At 69.7% G+C, this 20,385-nt stretch carries 15 protein-coding genes and 2 pseudogenes; 14 read left to right on the top strand and 3 right to left on the bottom strand.

The window, feature by feature from the left end:
- Position 1: 1 nt before the first annotated feature.
- On the bottom strand, positions 2-1,282 hold the full coding sequence (locus tag N0B31_RS12895; RefSeq protein ID WP_260592041.1) for an ABC transporter substrate-binding protein: 1,281 nt from the start codon (positions 1,280-1,282) through the stop codon (positions 2-4).
- A gap of 54 nt (positions 1,283-1,336) precedes the next feature.
- Here N0B31_RS12895 and N0B31_RS12890 point away from each other — a divergent pair, with 54 nt between their 5' ends.
- Positions 1,337-2,056: a hypothetical protein gene (locus N0B31_RS12890; protein ID WP_260592040.1), complete on the top strand. Its 720-nt coding sequence runs from the start codon at positions 1,337-1,339 to the stop codon at positions 2,054-2,056.
- A gap of 19 nt (positions 2,057-2,075) precedes the next feature.
- Here the strand turns inward: N0B31_RS12890 and larE are convergent, their stop codons facing one another.
- Positions 2,076-2,957 carry an ATP-dependent sacrificial sulfur transferase LarE gene (larE, locus tag N0B31_RS12885; protein WP_260592039.1) on the bottom strand — a complete coding sequence of 294 codons (882 nt, stop codon included), beginning with the start codon at positions 2,955-2,957 and terminating at the stop codon, positions 2,076-2,078.
- Between the two features lie 563 nt (positions 2,958-3,520).
- Between larE and N0B31_RS12880 the strand changes: the two genes are divergently transcribed.
- Positions 3,521-5,524 (top strand): MutS-related protein, encoded by a 2,004-nt coding sequence (locus tag N0B31_RS12880; RefSeq protein ID WP_260592038.1) that lies wholly within the window; start codon positions 3,521-3,523, stop codon positions 5,522-5,524.
- Positions 5,525-5,549: 25 nt separating this feature from the next.
- On the opposite strand, the gene N0B31_RS12875 is transcribed toward N0B31_RS12880, so the two are convergent.
- The gene (locus N0B31_RS12875) at positions 5,550-5,708 is read right to left on the bottom strand and encodes a DUF7556 family protein (RefSeq protein WP_260592037.1); all 159 of its coding nucleotides are present in this window, start codon (positions 5,706-5,708) and stop codon (positions 5,550-5,552) included.
- Positions 5,709-6,014: 306 nt separating this feature from the next.
- Here N0B31_RS12875 and N0B31_RS12870 point away from each other — a divergent pair, with 306 nt between their 5' ends.
- The 12 genes and pseudogenes from N0B31_RS12870 to N0B31_RS12820 all read left to right on the top strand — a co-directional run bounded on the left by N0B31_RS12870 (position 6,015) and on the right by N0B31_RS12820 (position 20,370).
- Entirely contained in the window at positions 6,015-7,877 is a 1,863-nt protein-coding gene (locus tag N0B31_RS12870) for an ABC transporter substrate-binding protein (RefSeq protein WP_260592036.1), read from the top strand.
- Between the two features lie 157 nt (positions 7,878-8,034).
- Entirely contained in the window at positions 8,035-9,111 is a 1,077-nt protein-coding gene (locus N0B31_RS12865) for an ABC transporter permease (protein WP_260592035.1), read from the top strand.
- The gene (locus tag N0B31_RS12860; protein WP_260592034.1) at positions 9,108-10,700 is read left to right on the top strand and encodes an ABC transporter permease; all 1,593 of its coding nucleotides are present in this window, start codon (positions 9,108-9,110) and stop codon (positions 10,698-10,700) included. The genes N0B31_RS12865 and N0B31_RS12860 overlap by 4 nt, the downstream gene beginning before the upstream one ends.
- Positions 10,700-12,076, top strand: coding sequence for an ABC transporter ATP-binding protein (locus tag N0B31_RS12855; RefSeq protein ID WP_260592033.1), 1,377 nt, complete (start codon positions 10,700-10,702; stop codon positions 12,074-12,076). Before N0B31_RS12860 ends, N0B31_RS12855 begins: the two co-directional genes overlap by 1 nt.
- Positions 12,069-12,770 (top strand): annotated as a pseudogene (locus N0B31_RS22610) (DUF4013 domain-containing protein); the annotation flags it as partial. The gene N0B31_RS12855 and the pseudogene N0B31_RS22610, both read left to right, overlap by 8 nt.
- 204 nt (positions 12,771-12,974) lie before the next feature.
- Positions 12,975-14,561: pseudogene (locus tag N0B31_RS22605) on the top strand (ABC transporter ATP-binding protein); the annotation flags it as partial.
- Position 14,562: 1 nt separating this feature from the next.
- Positions 14,563-14,991: a DUF7555 family protein gene (locus N0B31_RS12845; RefSeq protein WP_260592031.1), complete on the top strand. Its 429-nt coding sequence runs from the start codon at positions 14,563-14,565 to the stop codon at positions 14,989-14,991.
- Positions 14,992-15,045: 54 nt separating this feature from the next.
- Positions 15,046-15,759: a DUF7529 family protein gene (locus tag N0B31_RS12840; protein WP_260592030.1), complete on the top strand. Its 714-nt coding sequence runs from the start codon at positions 15,046-15,048 to the stop codon at positions 15,757-15,759.
- Between the two features lie 79 nt (positions 15,760-15,838).
- A complete protein-coding gene (locus N0B31_RS12835) occupies positions 15,839-16,693 on the top strand; it encodes a CBS domain-containing protein (protein WP_260592029.1) in 855 nt (284 codons plus the stop codon).
- Complete coding sequence (gene glyS / locus N0B31_RS12830; RefSeq protein WP_260592028.1) at positions 16,686-18,422, top strand: glycine--tRNA ligase; 1,737 nt, start codon at positions 16,686-16,688, stop codon at positions 18,420-18,422. The genes N0B31_RS12835 and glyS overlap by 8 nt, the downstream gene beginning before the upstream one ends.
- A gap of 4 nt (positions 18,423-18,426) precedes the next feature.
- Positions 18,427-19,020 carry a dolichol kinase gene (locus N0B31_RS12825; RefSeq protein ID WP_260592027.1) on the top strand — a complete coding sequence of 198 codons (594 nt, stop codon included), beginning with the start codon at positions 18,427-18,429 and terminating at the stop codon, positions 19,018-19,020.
- A gap of 93 nt (positions 19,021-19,113) precedes the next feature.
- Positions 19,114-20,370: a saccharopine dehydrogenase family protein gene (locus N0B31_RS12820; protein ID WP_260592026.1), complete on the top strand. Its 1,257-nt coding sequence runs from the start codon at positions 19,114-19,116 to the stop codon at positions 20,368-20,370.
- The last annotated feature ends 15 nt before the right edge of the window (positions 20,371-20,385 follow it).

Here is a 20,385-nt window from a genome sequence, read left to right as displayed (position 1 = left end):
GTTACCTCATCGGGCCGAAGCCCTCGCCGTAGGCGTCGGCCACACCCTCGTAGACGCCCTCGCCGACGAACGTCTCGTACACCTCGTTCGCCTTCGCCACCGGGTCCACCTCGTAGGCGTCGGGGTTGGCGGCCGCGCCGACGGCGTAGGCGTCGGCGACGACGGTGCCGAAGTTCGTCCCGTAGTCCCGCGTCGGGAGGACGGCGTACACCTCGTCGTTCGCGATGGCCGTGACGTCCTGGTACTCGGGGGCGTCGAGCGCCTCGTAGGTCTCGGTCCCGAGGTCGACGAACAGCACCTCGGGGTCCCACTGGATGAGCGTCTCGGGGTCGATGGTGATGCGGGTGGCGCCCTTGCGTCCCCCGCCGCCACCGCCGCCGCCACCACCGCCTCCTCCGCCACCACCGCCACCACTGCCTCCTCCGCCACCACCGCCACCACCGCCACCGCCACCGCCGCCGCCGTCGTCGGTCCCGGAGGCTCCCTCGGCGACGTTGGCGACACCGCCGAACGCGAACGGGACGTAGCTGGGTTGGGTGAAGGTGAGGCCGTGTTTGCCGCGGCCGAGGTAGCCGACGTAGCCCTGTGGCTTCGGGTCGACGCCGGACGCGCGCGATTCGAGGTCCGCGAGCGTCTCCTCGACGTAGCCCTTCAGCGACTCGGTCCGCTCGGTGGTGCCGAGGACCGTCCCGAGGAGGTCGAGCGTGCCGAAGAAGCCGTCGCGCAGGTCCGGCGTCAGCCCGCCCGGTCGGGTGACGACGACGGGGACGCCGAGCTGTTCCTGCACCGTGTCGGCGTCGCTCTCGCTCGCGTAGCCGTAGACGACCACGTCCGGGTCGCGCTGGAGGACCCGTTCGAGGTCCGGGCTCTTGCGGGTCCCGACCGTCGGGAGGTCGGTCAACTGCCGGTTCGCCAGCGTGTAGGGGCGGAACGGCCGGTCGGCGTTCGTCGTCTCCAGCTGCTCGGCGCCGACCACCCGGTCGACACCGCCGGCGTAGACGACGAAGCGCAACCCGCCGGAGCCGAGGGCCACCACTCGCTCCACCTCGGCGGGCACCGTCACGCTACGGCCCACAGCGTCGGTCACCGTCCGCGGGGCCGGCGTCCCCGTCGGCGAGTCCGTGGTCGTCGCCGTCGACACCCCGTCACCGTCTGGGGGTGTCCCCGTCGGGGTCCCGTCGTCGCCCGTCCCCGAGGTGCAGCCCGCGAGGCCGGTCAGCCCCCCGACCCCGAGTGCACCGAGTCCCTGCAGCACCCGCCGTCGCGAGCGTTGTCTCTCCATGGATATATCGCGAGGCTCACAACGACTAAAGTCGTTCGCCCCGCAGGGTCGCCGATGCGACTCCTCGTCGGAATCGACGACACGGACTCGGTCGACAGCGACCACGGCACCGGGTGGGTCAGCCGCGACCTCGGCGCGGAACTGGCGGCCGCCCACGACCTCTCGTGGGTCGGGAGCGTCCGCCAGCAGTTCCTCGTCGACGACCGGGTCCCCTACACGACCCACAACAGCGCCGCCTGCCTCGTGTTCGAGGTCGACGACGACCGTGACGACCCCCGCGAGGCCGTCGTCGCGGACGCGGGCGCCTACCTCGCGGACGTGATGGCCGACGTGGCCGACCCCGGTCTCTGCGTCGCGCCCGAGGCCGACGTGCCCGCGACGGTGACGGCGTTCGGCCACCGCGCTCAGACGGACGTGGTCGAGAAGCACGAGGCCCACGCGGTGGCCGAGGACGCCGGCGTGTTCCTCGACGAGTACGGCGGCACCGGCGACGGCGTCATCGGGGCGCTCGGCGCCGTCGGCCTGACCGCCGCCGGCGAGGACGGCCGGTTCATCGCCTACGGCGACATCCGCGAGTACGGCTCACGGGTCACCGTCTCGCGACTCCGGAGCGACGGTATCGCGGTGGTCGACACCGACGGCCGGCCGGTCGAGGCGGGCGTCGTGAACACGCACGGCTGGATTCGACCGCAACTGCGCGACGGCGCCCCCCGGCTTCCGGTCGAACTGGACGGCGACGGGGGCGACGACCTGCTGCGGCCGGCGAACCTCTGAGGCCGGCAGCCCGCCGCGCTCAGTCGTCGACGCTCGGGTAGTCGGCGTCGAGGATGGCCTCGACGTCCGCTTCCACCTCCTCGTCCTCGCCGGCCGGCGAGACGCTCCCCGTCTCGTAGCCGCCCAGGTCGAGCGTGACGTGCTCGAAGCCGATATCGCTCAGGTGGTGTTCCGCGGCCTCGGCGAACGCCGGGTCCAGCGCGCGTTCCAGTTCCTCGGTGCCGACCTCGATGCGGGCGAGACCGTCGTGGTCGCGCACGCGGAACTGCTCGAACCCCCACTCGCGGAGGAGGGTCTCGGCCCGCTCCACGCGCGAGAGGCGTTCCTCGGTCACCTCGAGGCCGGTCGGGATGCGCGAGGAGAGACAGGCCATCGAGGGCTTGTCGGCCACGGAGAGGTCGTAGCGCTCGGCGATCGCGCGGACCTCGGGCTTGGTGACGTCGTGTTCGAGCAGGGGGGAGTAGGCGTCCATCTCCGCGACGGCGCGGAGGCCGGGCCGGTGGCCCTCGCCGGGGTCGGACGCGTTCGTGCCGTCACAGACCGTCGAGATGCCCAGTTCGCGGGCCGTCTCGAACATCTTCCCGAGCCGCATCGTCCGGCAGTGGTAGCACCGGTCGCCGTCGTTGAGGACGAAGTTCGGGTCGTCGAGTTCGGAGAACGTGGTCGTCTCGTGGCGGATGCCGATCTCCTCGGCGACGCGGGTGGCGTCCTCGAGTTCCGCTGCGGGGAGCGTCTCGCTGCGGGCCGTGCAGGCGACGGCGTCGTCCCCGAGCGCGTCGTGGGCGAGCGCCGCGACCACGGCGGAGTCCACGCCGCCGGAGAACGCGACGAGGACGCCGTCGAAGCCGGCGAGGTCCTCGCGGACGGCCGCAATCTTCTCGTCCAGCGTGGCGTCGGTCATTGCGTGTGGGTCGTGGTGGGTGGTGAAAAGCCGACCGGAAGGCGGGTGTGCTTCGGGTCGAGTGGGTAGTGAATTTTTGTGGAGACGGGCGTGTGGTGGGTTTTGTGGAGACGGGCATGTGGACTAGCACGGTACATGGTGAACCGCGCCGCACAGCGACCGCTCCGCGAAGCGGCCGGTCCTCGCTTCGCTCGGACACGGCGTGCCCAGCCCTTCCCCTGTGCGCGGCGGCGCTCACAGTACGTTCGCTCACGCCGCGCAGGCCGGGTGCTTCGCTCGCCTGAGCGAACATCCCGGCGCGTGCGGTGAGCGGTGCGCGACCGAAGGGAGCGCCCGCGAATGGCTCCGCGCGAGGGGCGAGCGAAGCGAGCCGGTTGGGGAGGTACGAGGGCTGTGCTGGGCGGTGCGGTTTACGTTGTACCGCGATTCGCGCTCCCGCTCGTCGCCACGAGGCACCCCCTTCCCGCTCGTCGCCGCCCACGGCAGGCGCACCAGAACTATCCGAAGCCGCACACACCCGGAGGCGGTGGAGTTAACCACTCCGCCGGCGCTATCCCGGACAAATGGACCTCGAGGCCATCCCCGGCGTCGGGTCGAAGACCGCCGACCGCCTCCGCGAGCTGGACGACCCGGAAGCGGCCCTCGACGCCGGCGACGTGGCGACCATCGCCCGCGCACCGGGCATCAGCGAGGGCCGGGCGGCCCGTATCGCTCGGGCTGCAATCCGGGCCCGCCACGGCGACGATGGCACCTTCCTCGGGACCGACCGCTCCCGGGAGATCTACCGGTCGGCCCTCTCGCTGCTGCAGGAGCGTGCGGTCACCGACTACGCCGCGAGACGCCTCGAGACGCTCTATCCCTCGGCCAGCGAGTCGCGCATCGAGGAGGTCCGGACGTTCGCCGAGGCCGCGGCCGAGCGCGACCCCGACCCCGCCGTGCTGGAGGCGCTCGAGGGGGTCGAACCGCTCGAACCCGCCCGCGACGTGCGGGTCCGCGACCGCTGTCTCGCGACGGGTGACGCCGAGACGTACTCCCGTGCCCGGAACGCCGTCCCCGAACTCTCCGTCGAACTCGTGGAGGACGCCCGCGGCCTCGCCGAGCTGGCACGGGGGTACTCGACCGTCGTCGCGCTGGATGAGCGGTTCCTCGGCGTGGAGGTGGAGGGCGACGTGCGCGTCGAACCCGAGGCGCTGGCGGACCCGCTCTCGGTGGTGCCCGAGCGAGCACTGGACTTCTTCGCGCGCAACCGCGACCGACTGCGAGCGGCCGCGGCCGTCGCGCGGGCGGCCGACCTCGACACCGACTGTGACCTCGACGCGCTGGAGGCGGCGCTGGCGGGGCTGGAGGGCGACGGGACCGTCGCCGGCGACGACGAGCTGGACGCACTCGAACGGGCGGTCGACGACCTCGACGCCGCGGTGTCGGTGGCCGAGAGCGTCGCGAACGACCGCCTCCGCGAGGCCATCGAGGAGCGCGACGTGACTATCGAAGGGGCGGACCTGCTCTCGCTGGTGGAGCAGGGCGCGGGCGTCGACTCCCTGCTCCGCCGGGAACTGAGCGACGAGTTCGCCGCGGCCGTCGAGGCGGCCCGCGAGCACCTCGTCGACGCGCTGGGCGTGCCCGACCACGAGTCGCTGGTGCGACAGGCGTTCGGCGACGAGCCGACGTTCCCCGTCGAGGCGGACGACCGGGTGGTCTCCCGGCTGCGCGAGCAGCTCACCGCCGAGCGTGACCGGCGGGCCGCGCGCCTGAAACGGGAACTCGCCGAGTCGCTGGCCGACCTGCGGGACCCCGCGGCGGACCTCGTGGACGCGGCGCTCGAACTCGACGTGGAACTGGCCGTCTCGCGGTTCGCCCGCGACTTCGAGTGCACGATGCCCGAGTTCGGCGACGAGGGGTTCGAGATCGAGGGCGGTCGCTCGCCGTTGCTGGACGTGGCGTTCGCGGACGTGGACCCGGTCGACTACGGCGTTGGCGGGGTGGCGCTCCTGTCGGGCGTGAACTCGGGAGGCAAGACCTCCACCCTCGACCTCGTCGCGCTCGTCGTCGTCCTCGCGCACATGGGCCTGCCCGTCCCGGCCGAGGCCGCCCGCACGGAGCGGTTCGAGTCGGTCCACTACCAGGCCAAGTCACAGGGAACACTCGACGCGGGCGCGTTCGAGTCGACGCTCCGGGAGTTCGGTGGGCTGGCGACCGGCGACGCCCGGCGACTCGTCCTCGTCGACGAGCTGGAGTCGATAACCGAACCGGGCGCGAGCGCGGTCATCATCGCAGGTATCCTGGAGTCGCTCGCGGAGTCGGACTCGACGGCGGTGTTCGTCTCGCACCTCGCGGGCGAGATCCGCGACGCCTGCAGTATCGACGTGACCGTCGACGGCATCGAGGCGGTCGGACTGGAGGCGGGAGAACTCGTGGTGAACCGTTCGCCCCGGAAGGACCACCTCGCCCGGTCGACGCCGGAGCTCATCGTGGAGAAACTGGCGACCGACCCCGACGGTGACGGGGCGTTCTACGAACGGTTGCTGGAGAAGTTCGGCGGGAACCGCCGGCCCGCCCAGTCGGACTGACCGGACCGACCGGTCACGGGGTCGGCTACCGCCACTCGTCGAGCGGGAGCGCGCCCTCGCTCCGTGCCGAGAGCCACGCGTCGTCCCGACATATCTCCGCGATGACGAACTCCTCGCCGTCCTCGGAGGCCATCACCTCGCAGTCGTACATATCCCCGCCGGTAGTGGCCGGTTCAGTCGACATATATGCGAGTAGTTGCCACGGAGTATATAAGTATGGTGGATTGACACCGTATCACACTCTCGCACCCCGGTGAGGGGGCGGCGGAATCGCCCGATAGCGGGCTGCTCGCGCGCACGTGGTCGCGTGCCAGCGACTGACAGTAAAAATCGGATTTCACCGTACGGCAGGTACTTGTGTCGAAAGTTGTAACGGGACGGCAGCGTATGGCACATTCCCACTACGTTCGGCCGGGAAACAGTACGCTCCCCTCGTGGTGGAGCGGTAACGGTAAATTTAACCACGAGCAATAAAAACGACTCCTTTGGAATGACTAACGATAACAACATGTCCCGCCGCCGCTTCCTCGTGGCGACGGGCGGTACGGCGGGTGCAGTCGGCCTCGCTGGCTGTTCCGGCACCGACAGCACCCCGACGGAAGGCGGTGGCGACGGCGACGGCACGCCGACCGAAGCGCCGATGGCCGAGTCCTCGGCGTGGCAGGACGCCAAGGCGGCCTACGAGACGGTCCAGTCGAACCTCGGCCCGACCGACGAGGCCGCACAGGCCCGCAACGAAGCCTACGTCGCCATCGAGGAGGCGAACTGGGAGGACGTCGTCCTCGTCAACGCGTTCCACGGCGCCACCGAGCGCTTCGCGTACGACTACGTCGATGCGCCGAAGTTCGGTGCGATGGGGACCTCGCGCCAGAAGAAGGTCGACTTCGACAAGGGCGACAACCCGAACGGTCGCACCCTCGAGCAGATTCTGACGGGCACGAACGGCTCCGGTGGCTACGACCCGGTCAAGTCCGGTGACACCGCCTCCGGGACCGTCGTCCAGAACGTCTTCGACGCGCTGTTCAACTACCCGAACGGCGAGACGACGACCGAGCCGCTGCTGGCCGCGGAGTACGAGACGAACGACGACTTCACCGAGTACACGTTCACGCTCCAGGACGCGACGTTCCACAACGGCGACCCGGTCACCGCCGAGGACTTCGTCTACGCGTTCGAGCGCCTCGCGTACTCCCCGAACTCGGTCCGTTCGTACTTCATCCTCGACTCGCTCGGCGTCGTCCAGGAGGGCGGCGACGGCGACTACGCAGAGGAGGGCCTCGCCGTCTTCGCCGACGACGAGCAGACGTTCCGCATCCAGCTGAACCAGGCGTTCCACGCGACGCTCCAGATGCTGGCGTACTCGTCCTTCGCGGTCTACCCGAAGGGCATCGCCGGCGACTCGCCGAGCGACGAGCAGGACGACGAGGGCAACCTCACCGACTCCTACCGGGAGTTCCTCGAGACCAACCCGGTCGGTGCCGGCCCGTTCGTCTTCGACAACTGGGAGAAGGGCACGTCCGTCGACATCGTCCGCAACGACGACTACTACGGTGAGCCGGCCAAGCTCGAGGCCGTCCACTGGCAGGTCATCGAGGACGACGAGGCGGCGTTCCAGTACGCGATGAATCAGAACGCCGACATCTTCGGCATCCCCACCGCGAAGTACTCCCAGGACAACGTCCAGAACGCCTCGAAGGACGAGTCCGGCCGCACCGTCGGCGAGTACGGCCCGCTCGACAACGACATGACCGCCCAGTACCTCAAGGTGCCGGAGGTCAGCACGTTCTACTTCGGGTTCAACACGCAGGAGGTGCCCAAGCCGGTCCGGCAGGCCGTCGCCTACGTGACGAACCAGGAGCAGCTCGCGTCGCAGGTGTTCAAGAACCGCCAGTCGCCCGCGTACCACCTGACCCCGCCGCTCGTCTACCCGGGCGGTGGCAACGCGTACGACCAGCACGTCCAGGACGCCTACCCCTACTCGCCCGGTGAGCAGGACATCGCCTCTGCCGTGCAGGTCATGGAGGAGGCCGGCTTCTCCGACGACAACCGCTTCGAGATGACGTTCACCCACTACCAGAGCACGGTCTGGAGCGAGATCGCCCAGATCCTGCAGGGGTCGCTCAGCGAGGCGTACATCGACATGCAGATCGAGGAGGCCCAGTTCGGGACGCTCCTCGACCGTGGTCGCCAGGGCAACCTGCAGGCGTACACCCTCGGGTGGATCGCCGACTGGCCCGCGGCGGACAACTTCCTCCAGCTGATCTACCCCCCGAACACGGTCACCGGCCAGACCGGTGTGCTCACGTACACCAACTGGGGCGTCGATCAGGGGCTGGAGACCGACAGCGAGTAAGGGTCCACACACAGACCTGTTCTTTCGCGGACCGGTGGCTAGCGACCGCTACGGGGCCGAATCGGCCCTTCGGATAGCGAAAGAGATAATTGCCGGAAAACGGAACCAAACGAGTACCCCTCAGTATGATTTCGCGCACAGACGGAGGTGAGCAGCCGTGAGCCGCTGGCGGTACTTCGCCCGTCGGGTGATACTGGCCATCCCGGTGTTGCTGTTCTCGACCTCGCTCACGTTCCTCATCATCCGTGCCGGACCGATCGACCCGGTGTCGGCCGTCGTCGGCCTCAACCCGGACCCGTCGTTCCGCATCGCCGTCGCGGAGAGTATCGGCATCATCGAAGCGAACTGTGTCGAACCGGGACAGCCGGAGGCCGCGTTTCAGGCCTGCCGGGTCCCGCTCTGGCAGCAGTACATCGACTTCATGACCGGCCTGTTCCGGTTCGAACTGGGCCAGTCGTACAACATCTCGCGCGGGACGCCGGTTGCCGAACTCATCGCCACCCGTGCGCCCGTGACCATCTGGCTCGGCTTCTGGTCGGTGCTGGTGGCCATCTTCATCGGCATCCCGCTCGGCTTCTACGCGGGGCTGCACCCGAACACGCTCTCGGACTACACCGCCTCGTTCGGCGGTATCGTCTGGCGGGCGATGCCGAACTTCTGGCTCGGCATCATCATCGTCGCGCTGCTGGTGAACTCGGAGACGCTGACACAGGAGTACCTCGGGTTCGCGTTCGACTGGTCGACCTGGATATTCGAGACCAAGGTGACGACGGCGCCGCCGCTCGAGAACCTCGGTGACCCGGCGGAACTCGGTGCGGCCATCAAGCAGATACTGCCCGCCGCGCTGGTCCTCGGGTCGGCGTCGATGGGTAACGAGATGCGTATCGGCCGGACGGCCGTCCTCGAGACCATCAACTCGAACTACGTCGAGACGGCCCGCGCGAAGGGACTGGGCCCCCGTAGCATCGTCTGGAAGCACGTCTTCCGGAACGCGCTCATCCCGCTCGTCCCCATCATCACCGCGGAGGCGTTCCTCCTCCTCGGTGGCTCGGTCATCGTCGAACGGGTGTTCGGCATCAACGGCATGGGTGAGCTGTTCCTGACCTCGGTGCTGCAGGGTGACCTCCCGGTCGCCGGGTCGCTCATCTTCATCTTCATCCTGATCACCTTGAGCATCAACATCCTGCAGGACTTCCTGTACACGGTCATCGACCCCCGGATCGGATACGAATGAGTACCACTACACCAGACTCCGACACGGAGAACGCACCGCTCGCCGCGCGTATCCGGCGCAACCCTCGCCCGGCGTTGCTGTGGGGCGTCGTGTTCGCGCTGTTGCTCGCGGTCCAGTTCGGGTCGCTGCTGACGTTCCTCAGCGTGACCACCGAGTCCATCGTCGGGGCCGTCGTCCGCGGTGTCCTGACGTTCCTCGGACAGAGCAGCGCGGCCGAGGCGGCGGGCAGCGGCGGCGCGGCGGCGGCCGGCGGCGGCATCGTCGGCCAGTTCGCGGCCGAGACGGCGCTCGACCCGATAATCGAGTTCGCCCGCTCGCTCCCGAACCTGCTCTCTCGCGAGACCATCCCGAACCAGGGCTGGCAGACCGGTCCCGGCGCCTCGGCGCCGTGGGACGGCACCTTCCCGACGAACCTCGGCTTCGAGACGGGCCTCTCGCCCGCGGCGGCGTGGGCGCTCCGAACCGGGCTCATCGTCGCCTACGTGTTCGTCTTCCTCTACTGGCTCTGGTACGGCTACCGGACGTTCGTCGAGCACTACCGCTATGCCGACTGGACGCCGCGTGACGACGTGGTCCGGCGCCTGCGCTCGCACCGCTGGGGTCAGTTCGGGATGGTCATCGTCATCCTGTTCCTGACGCTGGCTATCTTCGCGCCGGCCGTCTCGCCGACGACGTTCGAGCAGAACGTCACCGGCGCGTACAACCCCGACAACTCCATCAAGTACTTCGACGAGGAGACGGGGCAGGTAGAGGAGGTGCTGCCGGCGAACGCGAACCTCGCCGCGGCCTCCACCGGTCCCGACCAGTACACCAAGCCGTTCAGTTACGACCAGTTCGGCCGGTACCACCCGTTCGGGACGATGCAGACGCCCGGCCAGGACCTGTTCACGTTCATGGCCTACGGGGCCCGGATATCGCTGTTCGTCGGCCTCATCGCCATCGCCATCAGTAGCTTCCTCGCCGCGCTGTTCGGCCTGCTGACGGCGTACTACAAGGGACTCATCGACCTCTCGGTGGTGATGGTCTCCGACACCATCCAGACCATCCCGGCCATCCTGTTGCTGATACTGCTGTCCGTGGTCTTCGCCGACCACTGGTTGACCACCATATACGACGGCGGTTTCCTCATCGCGGTCATCCTCGGGTTCGTCTACTTCCCGGGGCTCTGGCGCGCCGTGCGTGGGCCCGCCTTCCAGGTGTCCGAGCAGGAGTGGGTGGACGCCGCCCGCTCGTACGGGCAGCGCTCGACCCAGACGATGCGCAAGCACATGCTGCCGTACATCCTCGGCTACCTGCTCATCTACGGCTCGCTGACCATCGGCGGCGTCATCATCACGACGGCGGCGCTGTCGTTCCTCGGCATCGGCATCACGCCACCCACCCCCGAGTGGGGGCGGGCCGTCGCCGGCGGCCGCTCGTACGTCACGACCAACTCCGGGCACATCGCGCTGATCCCGGGCCTGCTCATCGTGTTCGTCGTCACGGCGTTCAACGCGATGGGTGACGGCATCCGCGACGCCATCGACCCGCAGTCCGAAGGTGGCGAAGGTGGCGCTGCGGAGGCTGCGGCCGCAGGGGGTGGTGGGTGATGAGTCAGCAGACCCAGCGCCCCGGGTCGGCCGGTGGCGAGGAACCCGTCCTCGCGGTCGACAACCTGCAGACGTCGTTCTTCACGGACCGGGAGACCATCCGGGCCGTGGACGGCATCAGTTTCGAGATCGGCGACGGCGAGACGGTCGGTATCGTCGGCGAGTCCGGCTCGGGCAAGTCGGTCACCGCACGCTCCATCATGGGGCTGGTCGACACCCCCGGTCGGGTCGTCGGCGGTAGCGTCCGCTTCTCCGACCCGACGACGGTCGAACGTCTCGCCGACGACTACCCGCGTCGTGTCGTCGACGTGGCGAAACTCCGCGAGCAGGAGGATCTCGGCTCGCTGGTCGGCGAACTCCTCTCGCGGGGGGTCTCGCCAGCCCGCATCACCGGGGACCCGGACCACCGTGGGTTGGCCGCCCGCGACGTGGACGCGACGGACCTGCTCGACGGGCTGGACGTGCGTGACCTCGTGAAGCGACGGCTCACCGACCGTCTCGGTGTGACCGACGAGACGGACTTCGTCGTCCGCGACGGCGACGTGGGCTACGTGGACACCACCCGCGCGCCGGAGCCGGCGCTCCGTGGATTCCGGGGCTCGGGTATCGCGATGATCTTCCAGGACCCGCTCACGTCGCTGAACCCGGTCTACACGGTCGGGAACCAGATCAAGGAGGCGCTGCGCCTCCACCAGAACCTCCGTGGTAAGCCCGCGACGGACGAGGCCATCCGCCTCCTCGAAGCCGTGCAGATTCCGGACGCGCGGCGTCGTATCGACGAGTACCCCCACCAGTTCTCCGGTGGGATGCGCCAGCGTGCGGTCATCGCGATGGCGCTGGCCTGTCAGCCGGAACTGCTCATCTGCGACGAGCCGACGACGGCACTGGACGTCACCATACAGGCCCAGATCCTCGAGTTGCTCGACGAGTTGCAGGAGGAGCGAGACCTCTCTATCATGTTCATCACCCACGACATGGGCGTCATCGCCGAGATCGCCGACCGCGTCAACGTGATGTACGCGGGCGAGGTCGTCGAGAGCGCGCCCGTCGAGGACCTGTTCGCCAACCCGAAACACCCGTACACGCAGGGGTTGCTCGCCTCGATCCCGGGCGAGAACGTCGGTGCCGACCGCCTCGCCACCATCGAGGGCGACGTGCCGACGCCGAACGAACCCCCGACGTACTGTCGGTTCGCGCCGCGCTGTCCGGAGGCGTTCGAGGCCTGCGAGGCCATCCACCCGCAGTCGGTGGACGTCTCCGACCGCGAGGCCGACCACACCGCCTCGTGCCTCCTCTACCCCGAGGACCGGAGCGAGGAGGAGGCGGTGGCGTACCACCGCGACCTCGCGGCAGAGGAGGTGAGTTCCGATGACTGACGGGACCGACCGCAGCGAGGCTTCGTCGGAACTCGCGTCCGACGGGGGGATGGCGGCCGGCGCCACGCCCGGCGCTGCCGGCTCCGCCCTCGTCGACGTGAACCAGTTGCGGACCTACTACGGTGGTGGCGACATCGGTCTCCCCGAGATCCCGGCCGACGTGAGCCTGCCGGGGACGCTGCTCCAGCTCGCGCCGGTCTTCGGCGTCCTGCTGGCCGTGGGGGCCGTGGACCTCCCGACGGCTGCCGGGGCGGGGCTGGGCCTGCTGTTGCTGGTGCCCGGCATCGCCGCCTTCGGCTACTACACCCGCGTGACGCGGGCCACCGTCGTCGGCGATCCGCTGCCGCCGCTGAAGGACGTGCGGCGGCTGTTCGCCGACGGCGCGAAGGGACTGGTCGTCGCCGCCGCCTACCTCGCGGTACCGTTCGCGGTGCTCGGTGTCGGGGCGGCGAGCGCGCTCGGCGTCGCCGACGTGGTCGGCGGGTCGACCGCCACGGCGCTGACCGCCGGCGGGGCGGTGCTGACGCTCCTGCTCGGCTACCTCGCCCCGGCGGCCATCGCCAACGCCGCCTACACCGGCCGGGTCGCTGCCGGCTTCGCGCTGGGCACCGTCACGAGCACGGTCACCGAGGGCGAGTACGCCCGCAAGTGGGGTGCCGCGGTGCTCGTCGCCATCTTCGGCGGCGTGCTCGGCGCCATCCTCGCGTACCTCGTGAACCTCGTGTTGACGCCCATCCTCGTCCCGCTGTTGCTCGTCCCGGTGCTGGGGAACTTCTTCTCGCTGCTGTTGGCGATCGTGCCGGGCGCGCTCGCCACGTTCTACGTGGCGGTGATGGTGTTCGACCTCTGGGGACAGGGGGCGACGCCGACGCTCAACCCCGCGCGGCTCGACACCGAGGAGGACGGCGCCAGCGCCGTGGCCGGCACCCCGGTCAAGGCCGTCGACGGCGTCGACTTCGAGATCAAGCGTGGCGAGACGCTGGGGCTCGTCGGCGAGTCCGGCTGTGGGAAGACCACGCTCGGACGGACGCTCGTCCAGCTCGAGAACGCCACGGACGGCGAGGTGCTGTTCGACGGCGAGGACATCACGAAGCTCGCCGGCACGGACCTCAAGAACTGGCGGCGGAACGCACAGATCGTGTTCCAGGACCCGGAGTCCTCGCTCAACGACCGGATGACGGTCGGCGAGATCGTCCGGGAGCCGCTCGACGTCCACGACTGGCCCAACCTCGCGGTGACGGTCGAGGCGAACAAGCCCGCGACCGTGACGGGCGACGGCGTCGAGGCGCCCGAGGGTGCGGAGGGCCGTGACGTGGACCTGACCGTCACCGTCGACTCGACGGGCACCGACGTGCAGGTCCGGGAGAACGTCCCCCTCTCGCCCGACGACGTCCGTGTCACCGTGGACGACGACGGGACCGAGTTGACCGTCGACGTGGACGTCGTGAAGTCCAAGAGCCGCATCCGGCGTGAACACGTCCGGAACCTCCTGCGCACGGTCGGCCTGCAGGAGGAGCACTACTTCCGGTACCCCCACCAGTTCAGCGGGGGCCAGCGCCAGCGCATCGGTATCGCGCGGGCGCTCGCGCTGGAACCGGAGTTCGTCGTCCTCGACGAACCGGTCTCGGCGCTCGACGTCTCCGTGCAGGCGAAGATCCTCAACCTGCTCGAGGACCTGCAGGACGAGTTCGGGCTGACGTACCTGTTCATCGCCCACGACCTCTCGGTCGTTCGGCACATCTGTGACCGGGTCGCGGTGATGTACCTCGGACACATCATGGAGATCGGCGACACCGAGGAGTTGTTCGAGCAGCCGAAGAACCCGTACACGTACTCGCTGCTGTCGGCCATCCCGTCGACGGACCCGACGGCGGACCGCGAGCGGGTGACCCTGCGCGGGACGCCCCCGTCGCCGCGGTTCCCGCCCGAGGGCTGCCCGTTCGCCACGCGCTGTCCGGTGAAGATACGCCCCGACGAGTACGAGACGCTCGACGACGACGTCTGGGAGGGTATCGAGGTGCTGCGCGGCATCCTCCGCGAGCGCCAGCGCGCGGACAAGACCCTGACCGAGACGACGCGCGAACTGCTCGGTCTGGAGACGCGGTTCGCCGGCTACGAGGACATCCTCGTCGAGATCTTCGGCGAGGGGAACCCGGCCACGCCGACGACGGACGGGACGCCGGACGACCGGAGCGGTCTCGAGATGCTGGAGACCCTCCCCGAGTCGGTCCGGCCGACGGTCACCGAGGCCGTCGAGGCGGCGATGGACGGCGACGAGGAGCGTGCGCTGGAGGTACTCGCCGCCGAGTTCTCCAGCGTGTGTGACGGCGAGAAGCCCGCGCACAACCCCGTCAGCGAGTCGGGACGGACGAGCTTCTGTCACCGTCACCTGGCGGAGTACGAGGAACCAGAGCCCGTGTTCGACCGCGTGCTGGGTCGGACCGAGGGCGGGTCGAGTGCCGGCGCCGCGAGCGCCGACGACTGAGATGAGCGTCGGTCAGGGCGTCGACGGCGGGGGCGCCGACAGCGCCTCGTTCGCCCGCCGACTGCTCGACGCGCTGGCCCGCGCGCTCGTCCTGACGACAGTCGTCGTCGCCGTCAGCGCCGCCATCAGTTTCGCGCTGGGCGGGCGCTGGCTGGGCGTGAAGTACCTCCTGTTCGTCGTCGGCTTCCTCGCGCTCGGAATCGGCGGCGTGCTCTCGCGGCCGACGCCAGCGTGGCGCGACGAACCGTACGTGAGTCGGTCGGCGGAGTCGACGCCGTTCCAGGCGCTCGTCGACCGGCTGCTCGGCGGTTTCGCGCTGGCGCCCAGCGAGCGGTTCCCGACCGGCGTCCGGGTGTTGCTTGCGGGTGCCCTGATGCTCGCCATCTCGTTCGTGATGGAGACGGTGTTCGGCGTGGTCGTCGGGGCCTGAGCCCCGGAGAACCTGAAAAGGGCTTTCCGTGTGGGGCCGCTACGGCCGCCAAGAATGCCCACGCACACCGAAGACGAACTCGACTACGCCGAGCGGATGAGTCAGAACGCACAGGCGTACAAGGACGCCTGGGAGGCGACCATCGAGGAGATGAAGGCGATGGCCGAGGAGCTGGAAGCGGACGGCTGGGACGCCACCTACGTCGGCGCCGGCCACACCGCCCCCGAGAGCCCCCGCGTGGAACCGGAGGGCCGCTTCGGGCTCACCTACGTCATCCCGAACAACTACGAGGAGGACTTCACGAGCGCGTTCCGCCCCGGTGGGTTCGACGAGTACGAGGTGTTCCGCAACGAGGTGGCCGGGACCGTCTTCCAGGTGACCGTCTTCTACGACCGGGAGACGGACCGGGCCATCCTGCTGGCCGGCAACTACGAGCTGATGCACGCGAACCCGCTCATCGCCACCGCGATGAAGCAGGGGGAGATGTACACGCACGTCCAGTTGCTCGACAAGACCCACCTCGGGAGCTTCCGCCACGAGCAGTGGGAGCCGTTCTTCCCGGACGGGGAGCAGCGCCTGCAGCAGGTCTCCGAGGAGATGGAGAAGGCCGCCGTCGAGGGGGTCGAGGAGTTCGACCGATGGACCGTCGCGCAGATGGCCGGGGAGAACCCACCGATGCAGAACGCCCGACTGGACGACGTCGACCCCGAGGAAGTCGAGGACCAGCGGCTCCCGGAGGACTTCGACGACGAGTCGACCGAGGAGTGACCGTCGAGCGGCGTCGACGCGTGTGAGGGCGCCGCGCGGATGTGAAACCTCTTAGTAGCGCCGGCGCGCCACCCTGTCTATGAACGTCGCAGACGCTATGACTCCCCGGGAGTCGCTCGTGACTGTCGAGCTCCCCGGTACCCGCGAGGACGTGCTCGCATACCTCCAGGAGCGGTCGTTCTCCTCCGTCCCGGTGGTCAAACAGACCGACGACGGCGAGGAGTTCCGTGGGCTGGTCTCGCGCGAGTCGCTCATCGACCAGCCCGACGAGGACCAGCTCGCGATGCTCGTCGAGGCCGTCCCGAGCGTCGAGGCGGACGACGATATCTCGGAACTGGCCGCGCTGATGCGCGAGACGGGCGCTCGCCGCGTCCCGGTGGTCGACAGCCGACTCGTGGGCATCGTCACCATCACCGACGTGGTCCGGGCCATCGCCGACGGCCTGACCGACGGGGACACGGTGGTCGGCGAGGTGCGGACGGCCGCCGTCAACTCCGTGTACGTCGAGACGCCGCTCCCCGTCGCTGGCCGCGAACTCTCCTACGCACAGGTCCCCTACGGCGTCGTCCTCGACGAGGAGGGCGAACCGTGCGGGATGCTCACCGAGGTGGACATCATCGACGTGGCCCGCGTCGTCGAGGGTGAGGCGGAGACGGGCGACTCCTTCGCCGACCAGGACGACGAGTGGATGTGGGAGGGCATCAAGGCTGTCGGGTCGCGCTACACGCCGACGCGGAACGTCGAGATACCGAGCGAACCCGTCCGCGAGTTCATGACCGAGGACCTCGTCACCGTCTCGGCCAAGCGGACCGCCCGCGAGGCGGCTCAGCTCATGATCTCACACGGCATCGAGCAGATCCCCGTCCTCGAGGCGGGCGACCTCGTCGGCGTCGTCGTCGACATGGACCTGCTGGAGGCGCTCGTCGATGCGTGAGAACGAACTGGAGACGGTCGCCGAACTCGCCAAGCGTCGCGGGTTCTTCTTCCCCGCGGTGGAGGCGTACGGCGGCGTCGCCGGCTTCTACACCTACGGGCCGCAGGGCGCGGCGCTGAAGCGGGCCATCGAGGACGCGTGGCGCGACCGGTTCCTCACGCGAGAGGGCCACACCGAGATCGCCGCCCCCGACGTGATGCCCGAGGCCGTCTTCGAGGCGTCGGGCCACCTCGACGGCTTCGACGACATGATCATCGTGTGTCCCGAGTGTGAGACGTCCCATCGGGCCGACCACATCGTCGAGGATAGCACGGACGTCGCCGACGCCGAGGCGATGCCCATCGCGGACGTCGAGGCGCTGTTCGAGGAGTACGACCTCGTCTGCCCCTCCTGTGGCGAGTCGCTCGCCGGGGTGCCGGTCGAGGACTTCAACCTCATGTTCGAGACGACCATCGGCCCCGGCACGGGCAAGCAGGGCTACCTCCGGCCCGAGACGGCACAGGGCATCTTCGTCGAGTTCCCGCGGCTGAAGGAGTACGCCCGCGGCCAGCTCCCGTTCGCGGTGGGCCAGATCGGCACGGCGTGGCGCAACGAGATCGCCCCGCGGCGGGCGCTGGTCCGGGTGCGCGAGTTCACGCAAGCGGAGCTGGAGCACTTCGTCGACCCGGAGGCGGACGAGCCGGACATCTCGAAGGTCGCGGACGTGGAGTTGACGCTCTACCCGGCGGCCGAGCAGGAGGCCGAGGACGAGGAGTACGTCGAGATGACCGTGCAGGAGGCCGTCGACTCGGGCACCGTTGACCCGTGGGTGGCCTACTACCTCGGCGTCTCGCAGGGCTGGTACGAGCGCGTCGGCGTTGACATGGACCGGTTCCGCTTCCGCCAGCACCTCGGCGGCGAGCTGGCGCACTACGCCGCGGACTGCTGGGACGCCGAGGCGGAGGTCGGCGGCAACTGGGTCGAGATAACGGGGTTCGCCTACCGGTCGGACTACGACCTCTCGAAACACGGCGAGTACGCGGACGACGACTTCACCGTGTTCAAGCAGTACGACGAGCCCCGGACCGTCGAGCGCGCCACGGTCGACCTGGACATGGCGACGCTCGGCCCCGAGTACGGCGGTGCCGCCGCAGACATCGCCGACGCCCTGCACGACCTCGCGGCGACCGACCCCGACGCCTTCGACGGCGACTCGGTCACGGTCGAGGTCGACGGCGAGTCCTACGAGGTCGCCAGCGAGGTGGCGAACTTCTCGGTCGAGACGGTCACGGAGTCGGGCGAGCACGTCACGCCGCACGTCGTCGAGCCGTCGTTCGGTATCGGCCGCATCGTCTACACGGTGCTGACGCACGCCTACTCGACCGACGAGGTGGACGGCGAGGAGCGCGCCTACCTCGACCTGCCCGCGGAGGTCGCGCCCACGACCGTCGGCGTGTTCCCGCTGATGGGCAAGGACGGCATGGACGAGACGGCCGAGGAGATCGCCGAGACCCTCCGCGACGCCGGCTTCTCGGTCCAGTACGACGAGTCGGGCAACATCGGCCGGCGCTACCGCCGACAGGACGAGGTGGGCACGCCCTACTGCGTCACCGTCGACTACGAGACGCTGGAGGACGACACCGTCACCGTCCGTGAACGCGACTCGACCGAGCAGGCTCGCGTCGACGTGGCCGACCTCCCGGCCGAACTGACCGCGCTCCGCGCGGGGACGAAGACGCTCGGCGAGTAACCCGATGGTCTCGGTCCCCCCGGAGGTCCAGCGCCGACTCGTCCACTCGCTCGGCGCGCTCGTCCCGCTGGGGTGGGCCGTGGGTATCTACGACTGGCGAGCGGTGCAGGGGCTCTGGGTGTTCGGCCTCGTGGTGGCGATGGCGCTTGAGGCCGGTCGCCTGCTCGGGGGACTGGAGTCGTGGGTCTACGACCGCCTGACCCGCGAGTACGAGCAGGAGAACCTCGCCGGCTACGCGCTCTACACGGTGAGCATGACGCTCGTCGCCCTCGCCGTCTCGGCCGGGCTCGGCGTCACGGAGGGGGTCGCCGCCGCCTCGATGCTGATGCTGGCCATCGGCGACCCGGTGAGCGGCCTGCTCGGGTCGGACGAACTCCAGTCGGTGAAACGGACGTACGTCCTGCTGGTGATGTTCGGGACCTGTACGCTGCTGGCGGTGCCGTTCGTCCCCTCGTGGCTCGCCGCGGCGGCCGGCGGGGCGGCGGCGACGCTCGCCGACGGCGTGAAGCCGGTCGTGGCGGGCTACGTGGTGGACGACAACCTCACCATCCCGCCGGCGGCGGCCACGGCGATGACAGTCGTGCTGGCGGTGGTGTGACGCGCTGGCACGACTCGCCGCCGCTCACTCCCGCCCGGCGCCAGCCCCATCAAGAGGCTTTAGCCGCCGGGTCGCGTACCACCGGCCGTACCCGTGTCCGACAGCGACCGTCCGTACGACATCGTGGTGTGGGGGGCGACCGGCGTCGCCGGCCGTCTCCTCGCCGAGTACCTCGCCGAACAGTACCCGCCGGACGAGCTCTCGCTGGCCATCGGCGGCCGCGACGCCGACCGTCTCGCCGCCGTCGAGGCCGACCTCTGCGCGGGCACCGCGTGGGACGCGGTCCCCACGGTGCTCGGCGACGCCACCGACCCCGAGAGCCTGCGCGCCATCGCCCGCGACACGCACGTCGTCGCCACCACCGTCGGGCCGTACACGACCTACGGGACGCCGCTGGTCGAGGCGTGCATCGAGACCGGGACTGACTACTGCGACCTGACCGGCGAGGTGAACTGGGTCCGGGAGACGGTCGACCGCTACCACGACGCGGCGGTCGACGCCGAGACGCGCATCGTCCACAGCTGTGGGTTCGACTCCGTGCCCGCGGACATCGGCACCCTGCTCGTCCAGTCCTACGCGACGGAGACGTTCGGGGCGCCGTGCGAGCAGGTCCGTATCTACCTCGAGAGCGCGAGCGGCGGGGTCAGCGGCGGCACGCTGGCGAGCTTCGCCGAACTGTTCGAGGCCGCCTCGAAGGACCCGGTGGCTCGCGAGACGCTCCGGAACCCGTACTCGCTGGCGCCGCCCGGCGAGCGCGACGGCGTCGACCGCGGCCAGCAACGCCTCGCGCGGAAGGACCGCCTGACCGGGGAGTGGACGGCTCCCTCCCCGATGGCGCCGGTGAACGAGCGCGTGGTCCGGCGCAGCAACGCGCTGCTGGGCTACCCCTACGGCCGCGAGTTCCAGTGTTCGGAGGTCGTCCCGACCGGCCGCTCGCTGGTCGGTGCGGCCACCTCGTCGGCCGTCGCCGGTGGTCTCGGGCTGTTCTCGGCCGCGATGTCCGTCGCCCCGGTCCGCTCGACGCTGCGCCGGTTCGTGTTCCCCGCGCCCGGCGAGGGTCCCTCGGAGCGACAGATCGAGAACGGGCACTTCACCGTCCGCGTGCTCGGACGGGGGACGGCCACGGACGGGCCGTTCACCGTCGAGGCCGAGTTCGGCACCGACCGCGACCCCGGCTACGGCGGCACCGCCCGGATGCTCGGCGAGTCCGCGATGTGTCTCCTGCGAGACGAGGTCGACTCGCCGCTCTCCGGTGGGGTGCTGACGCCCGCGTCGGGTATCGGCCTGCCGCTGGCCGAGCGACTGCGGGCGGTGGGGTTCACGGCGAGCGTGGGGGAAGCGAGCGAGTGACGCAGGTGTCGGGCC

The sequence above is a fragment of the Salinirubellus salinus genome (assembly GCF_025231485.1).
GTDB lineage: Archaea > Halobacteriota > Halobacteria > Halobacteriales > Haloarculaceae > Salinirubellus > Salinirubellus salinus.
This window is presented reverse-complemented; position numbering and strand designations above follow the sequence as displayed.

What these genes read in the sequence shown, in the direction of transcription:
- N0B31_RS12895 (WP_260592041.1), bottom strand. Translation starts at nt 1,282, where the DNA reads ATGGAGAGACAACGCTCGCGACGGCGGGTGCTGCAGGGACTCGGTGCA.
- N0B31_RS12890 (WP_260592040.1), top strand. Translation starts at nt 1,337, where the DNA reads ATGCGACTCCTCGTCGGAATCGACGACACGGACTCGGTCGACAGCGAC.
- larE (WP_260592039.1), bottom strand. Translation starts at nt 2,957, where the DNA reads ATGACCGACGCCACGCTGGACGAGAAGATTGCGGCCGTCCGCGAGGAC.
- N0B31_RS12880 (WP_260592038.1), top strand. Translation starts at nt 3,521, where the DNA reads ATGGACCTCGAGGCCATCCCCGGCGTCGGGTCGAAGACCGCCGACCGC.
- N0B31_RS12875 (WP_260592037.1), bottom strand. Translation starts at nt 5,708, where the DNA reads ATGTCGACTGAACCGGCCACTACCGGCGGGGATATGTACGACTGCGAG.
- N0B31_RS12870 (WP_260592036.1), top strand. Translation starts at nt 6,015, where the DNA reads ATGACTAACGATAACAACATGTCCCGCCGCCGCTTCCTCGTGGCGACG.
- N0B31_RS12860 (WP_260592034.1), top strand. Translation starts at nt 9,108, where the DNA reads ATGAGTACCACTACACCAGACTCCGACACGGAGAACGCACCGCTCGCC.
- N0B31_RS12855 (WP_260592033.1), top strand. Translation starts at nt 10,700, where the DNA reads ATGAGTCAGCAGACCCAGCGCCCCGGGTCGGCCGGTGGCGAGGAACCC.
- N0B31_RS12845 (WP_260592031.1), top strand. Translation starts at nt 14,563, where the DNA reads ATGAGCGTCGGTCAGGGCGTCGACGGCGGGGGCGCCGACAGCGCCTCG.
- N0B31_RS12840 (WP_260592030.1), top strand. Translation starts at nt 15,046, where the DNA reads ATGCCCACGCACACCGAAGACGAACTCGACTACGCCGAGCGGATGAGT.
- N0B31_RS12835 (WP_260592029.1), top strand. Translation starts at nt 15,839, where the DNA reads ATGAACGTCGCAGACGCTATGACTCCCCGGGAGTCGCTCGTGACTGTC.
- glyS (WP_260592028.1), top strand. Translation starts at nt 16,686, where the DNA reads ATGCGTGAGAACGAACTGGAGACGGTCGCCGAACTCGCCAAGCGTCGC.
- N0B31_RS12825 (WP_260592027.1), top strand. Translation starts at nt 18,427, where the DNA reads ATGGTCTCGGTCCCCCCGGAGGTCCAGCGCCGACTCGTCCACTCGCTC.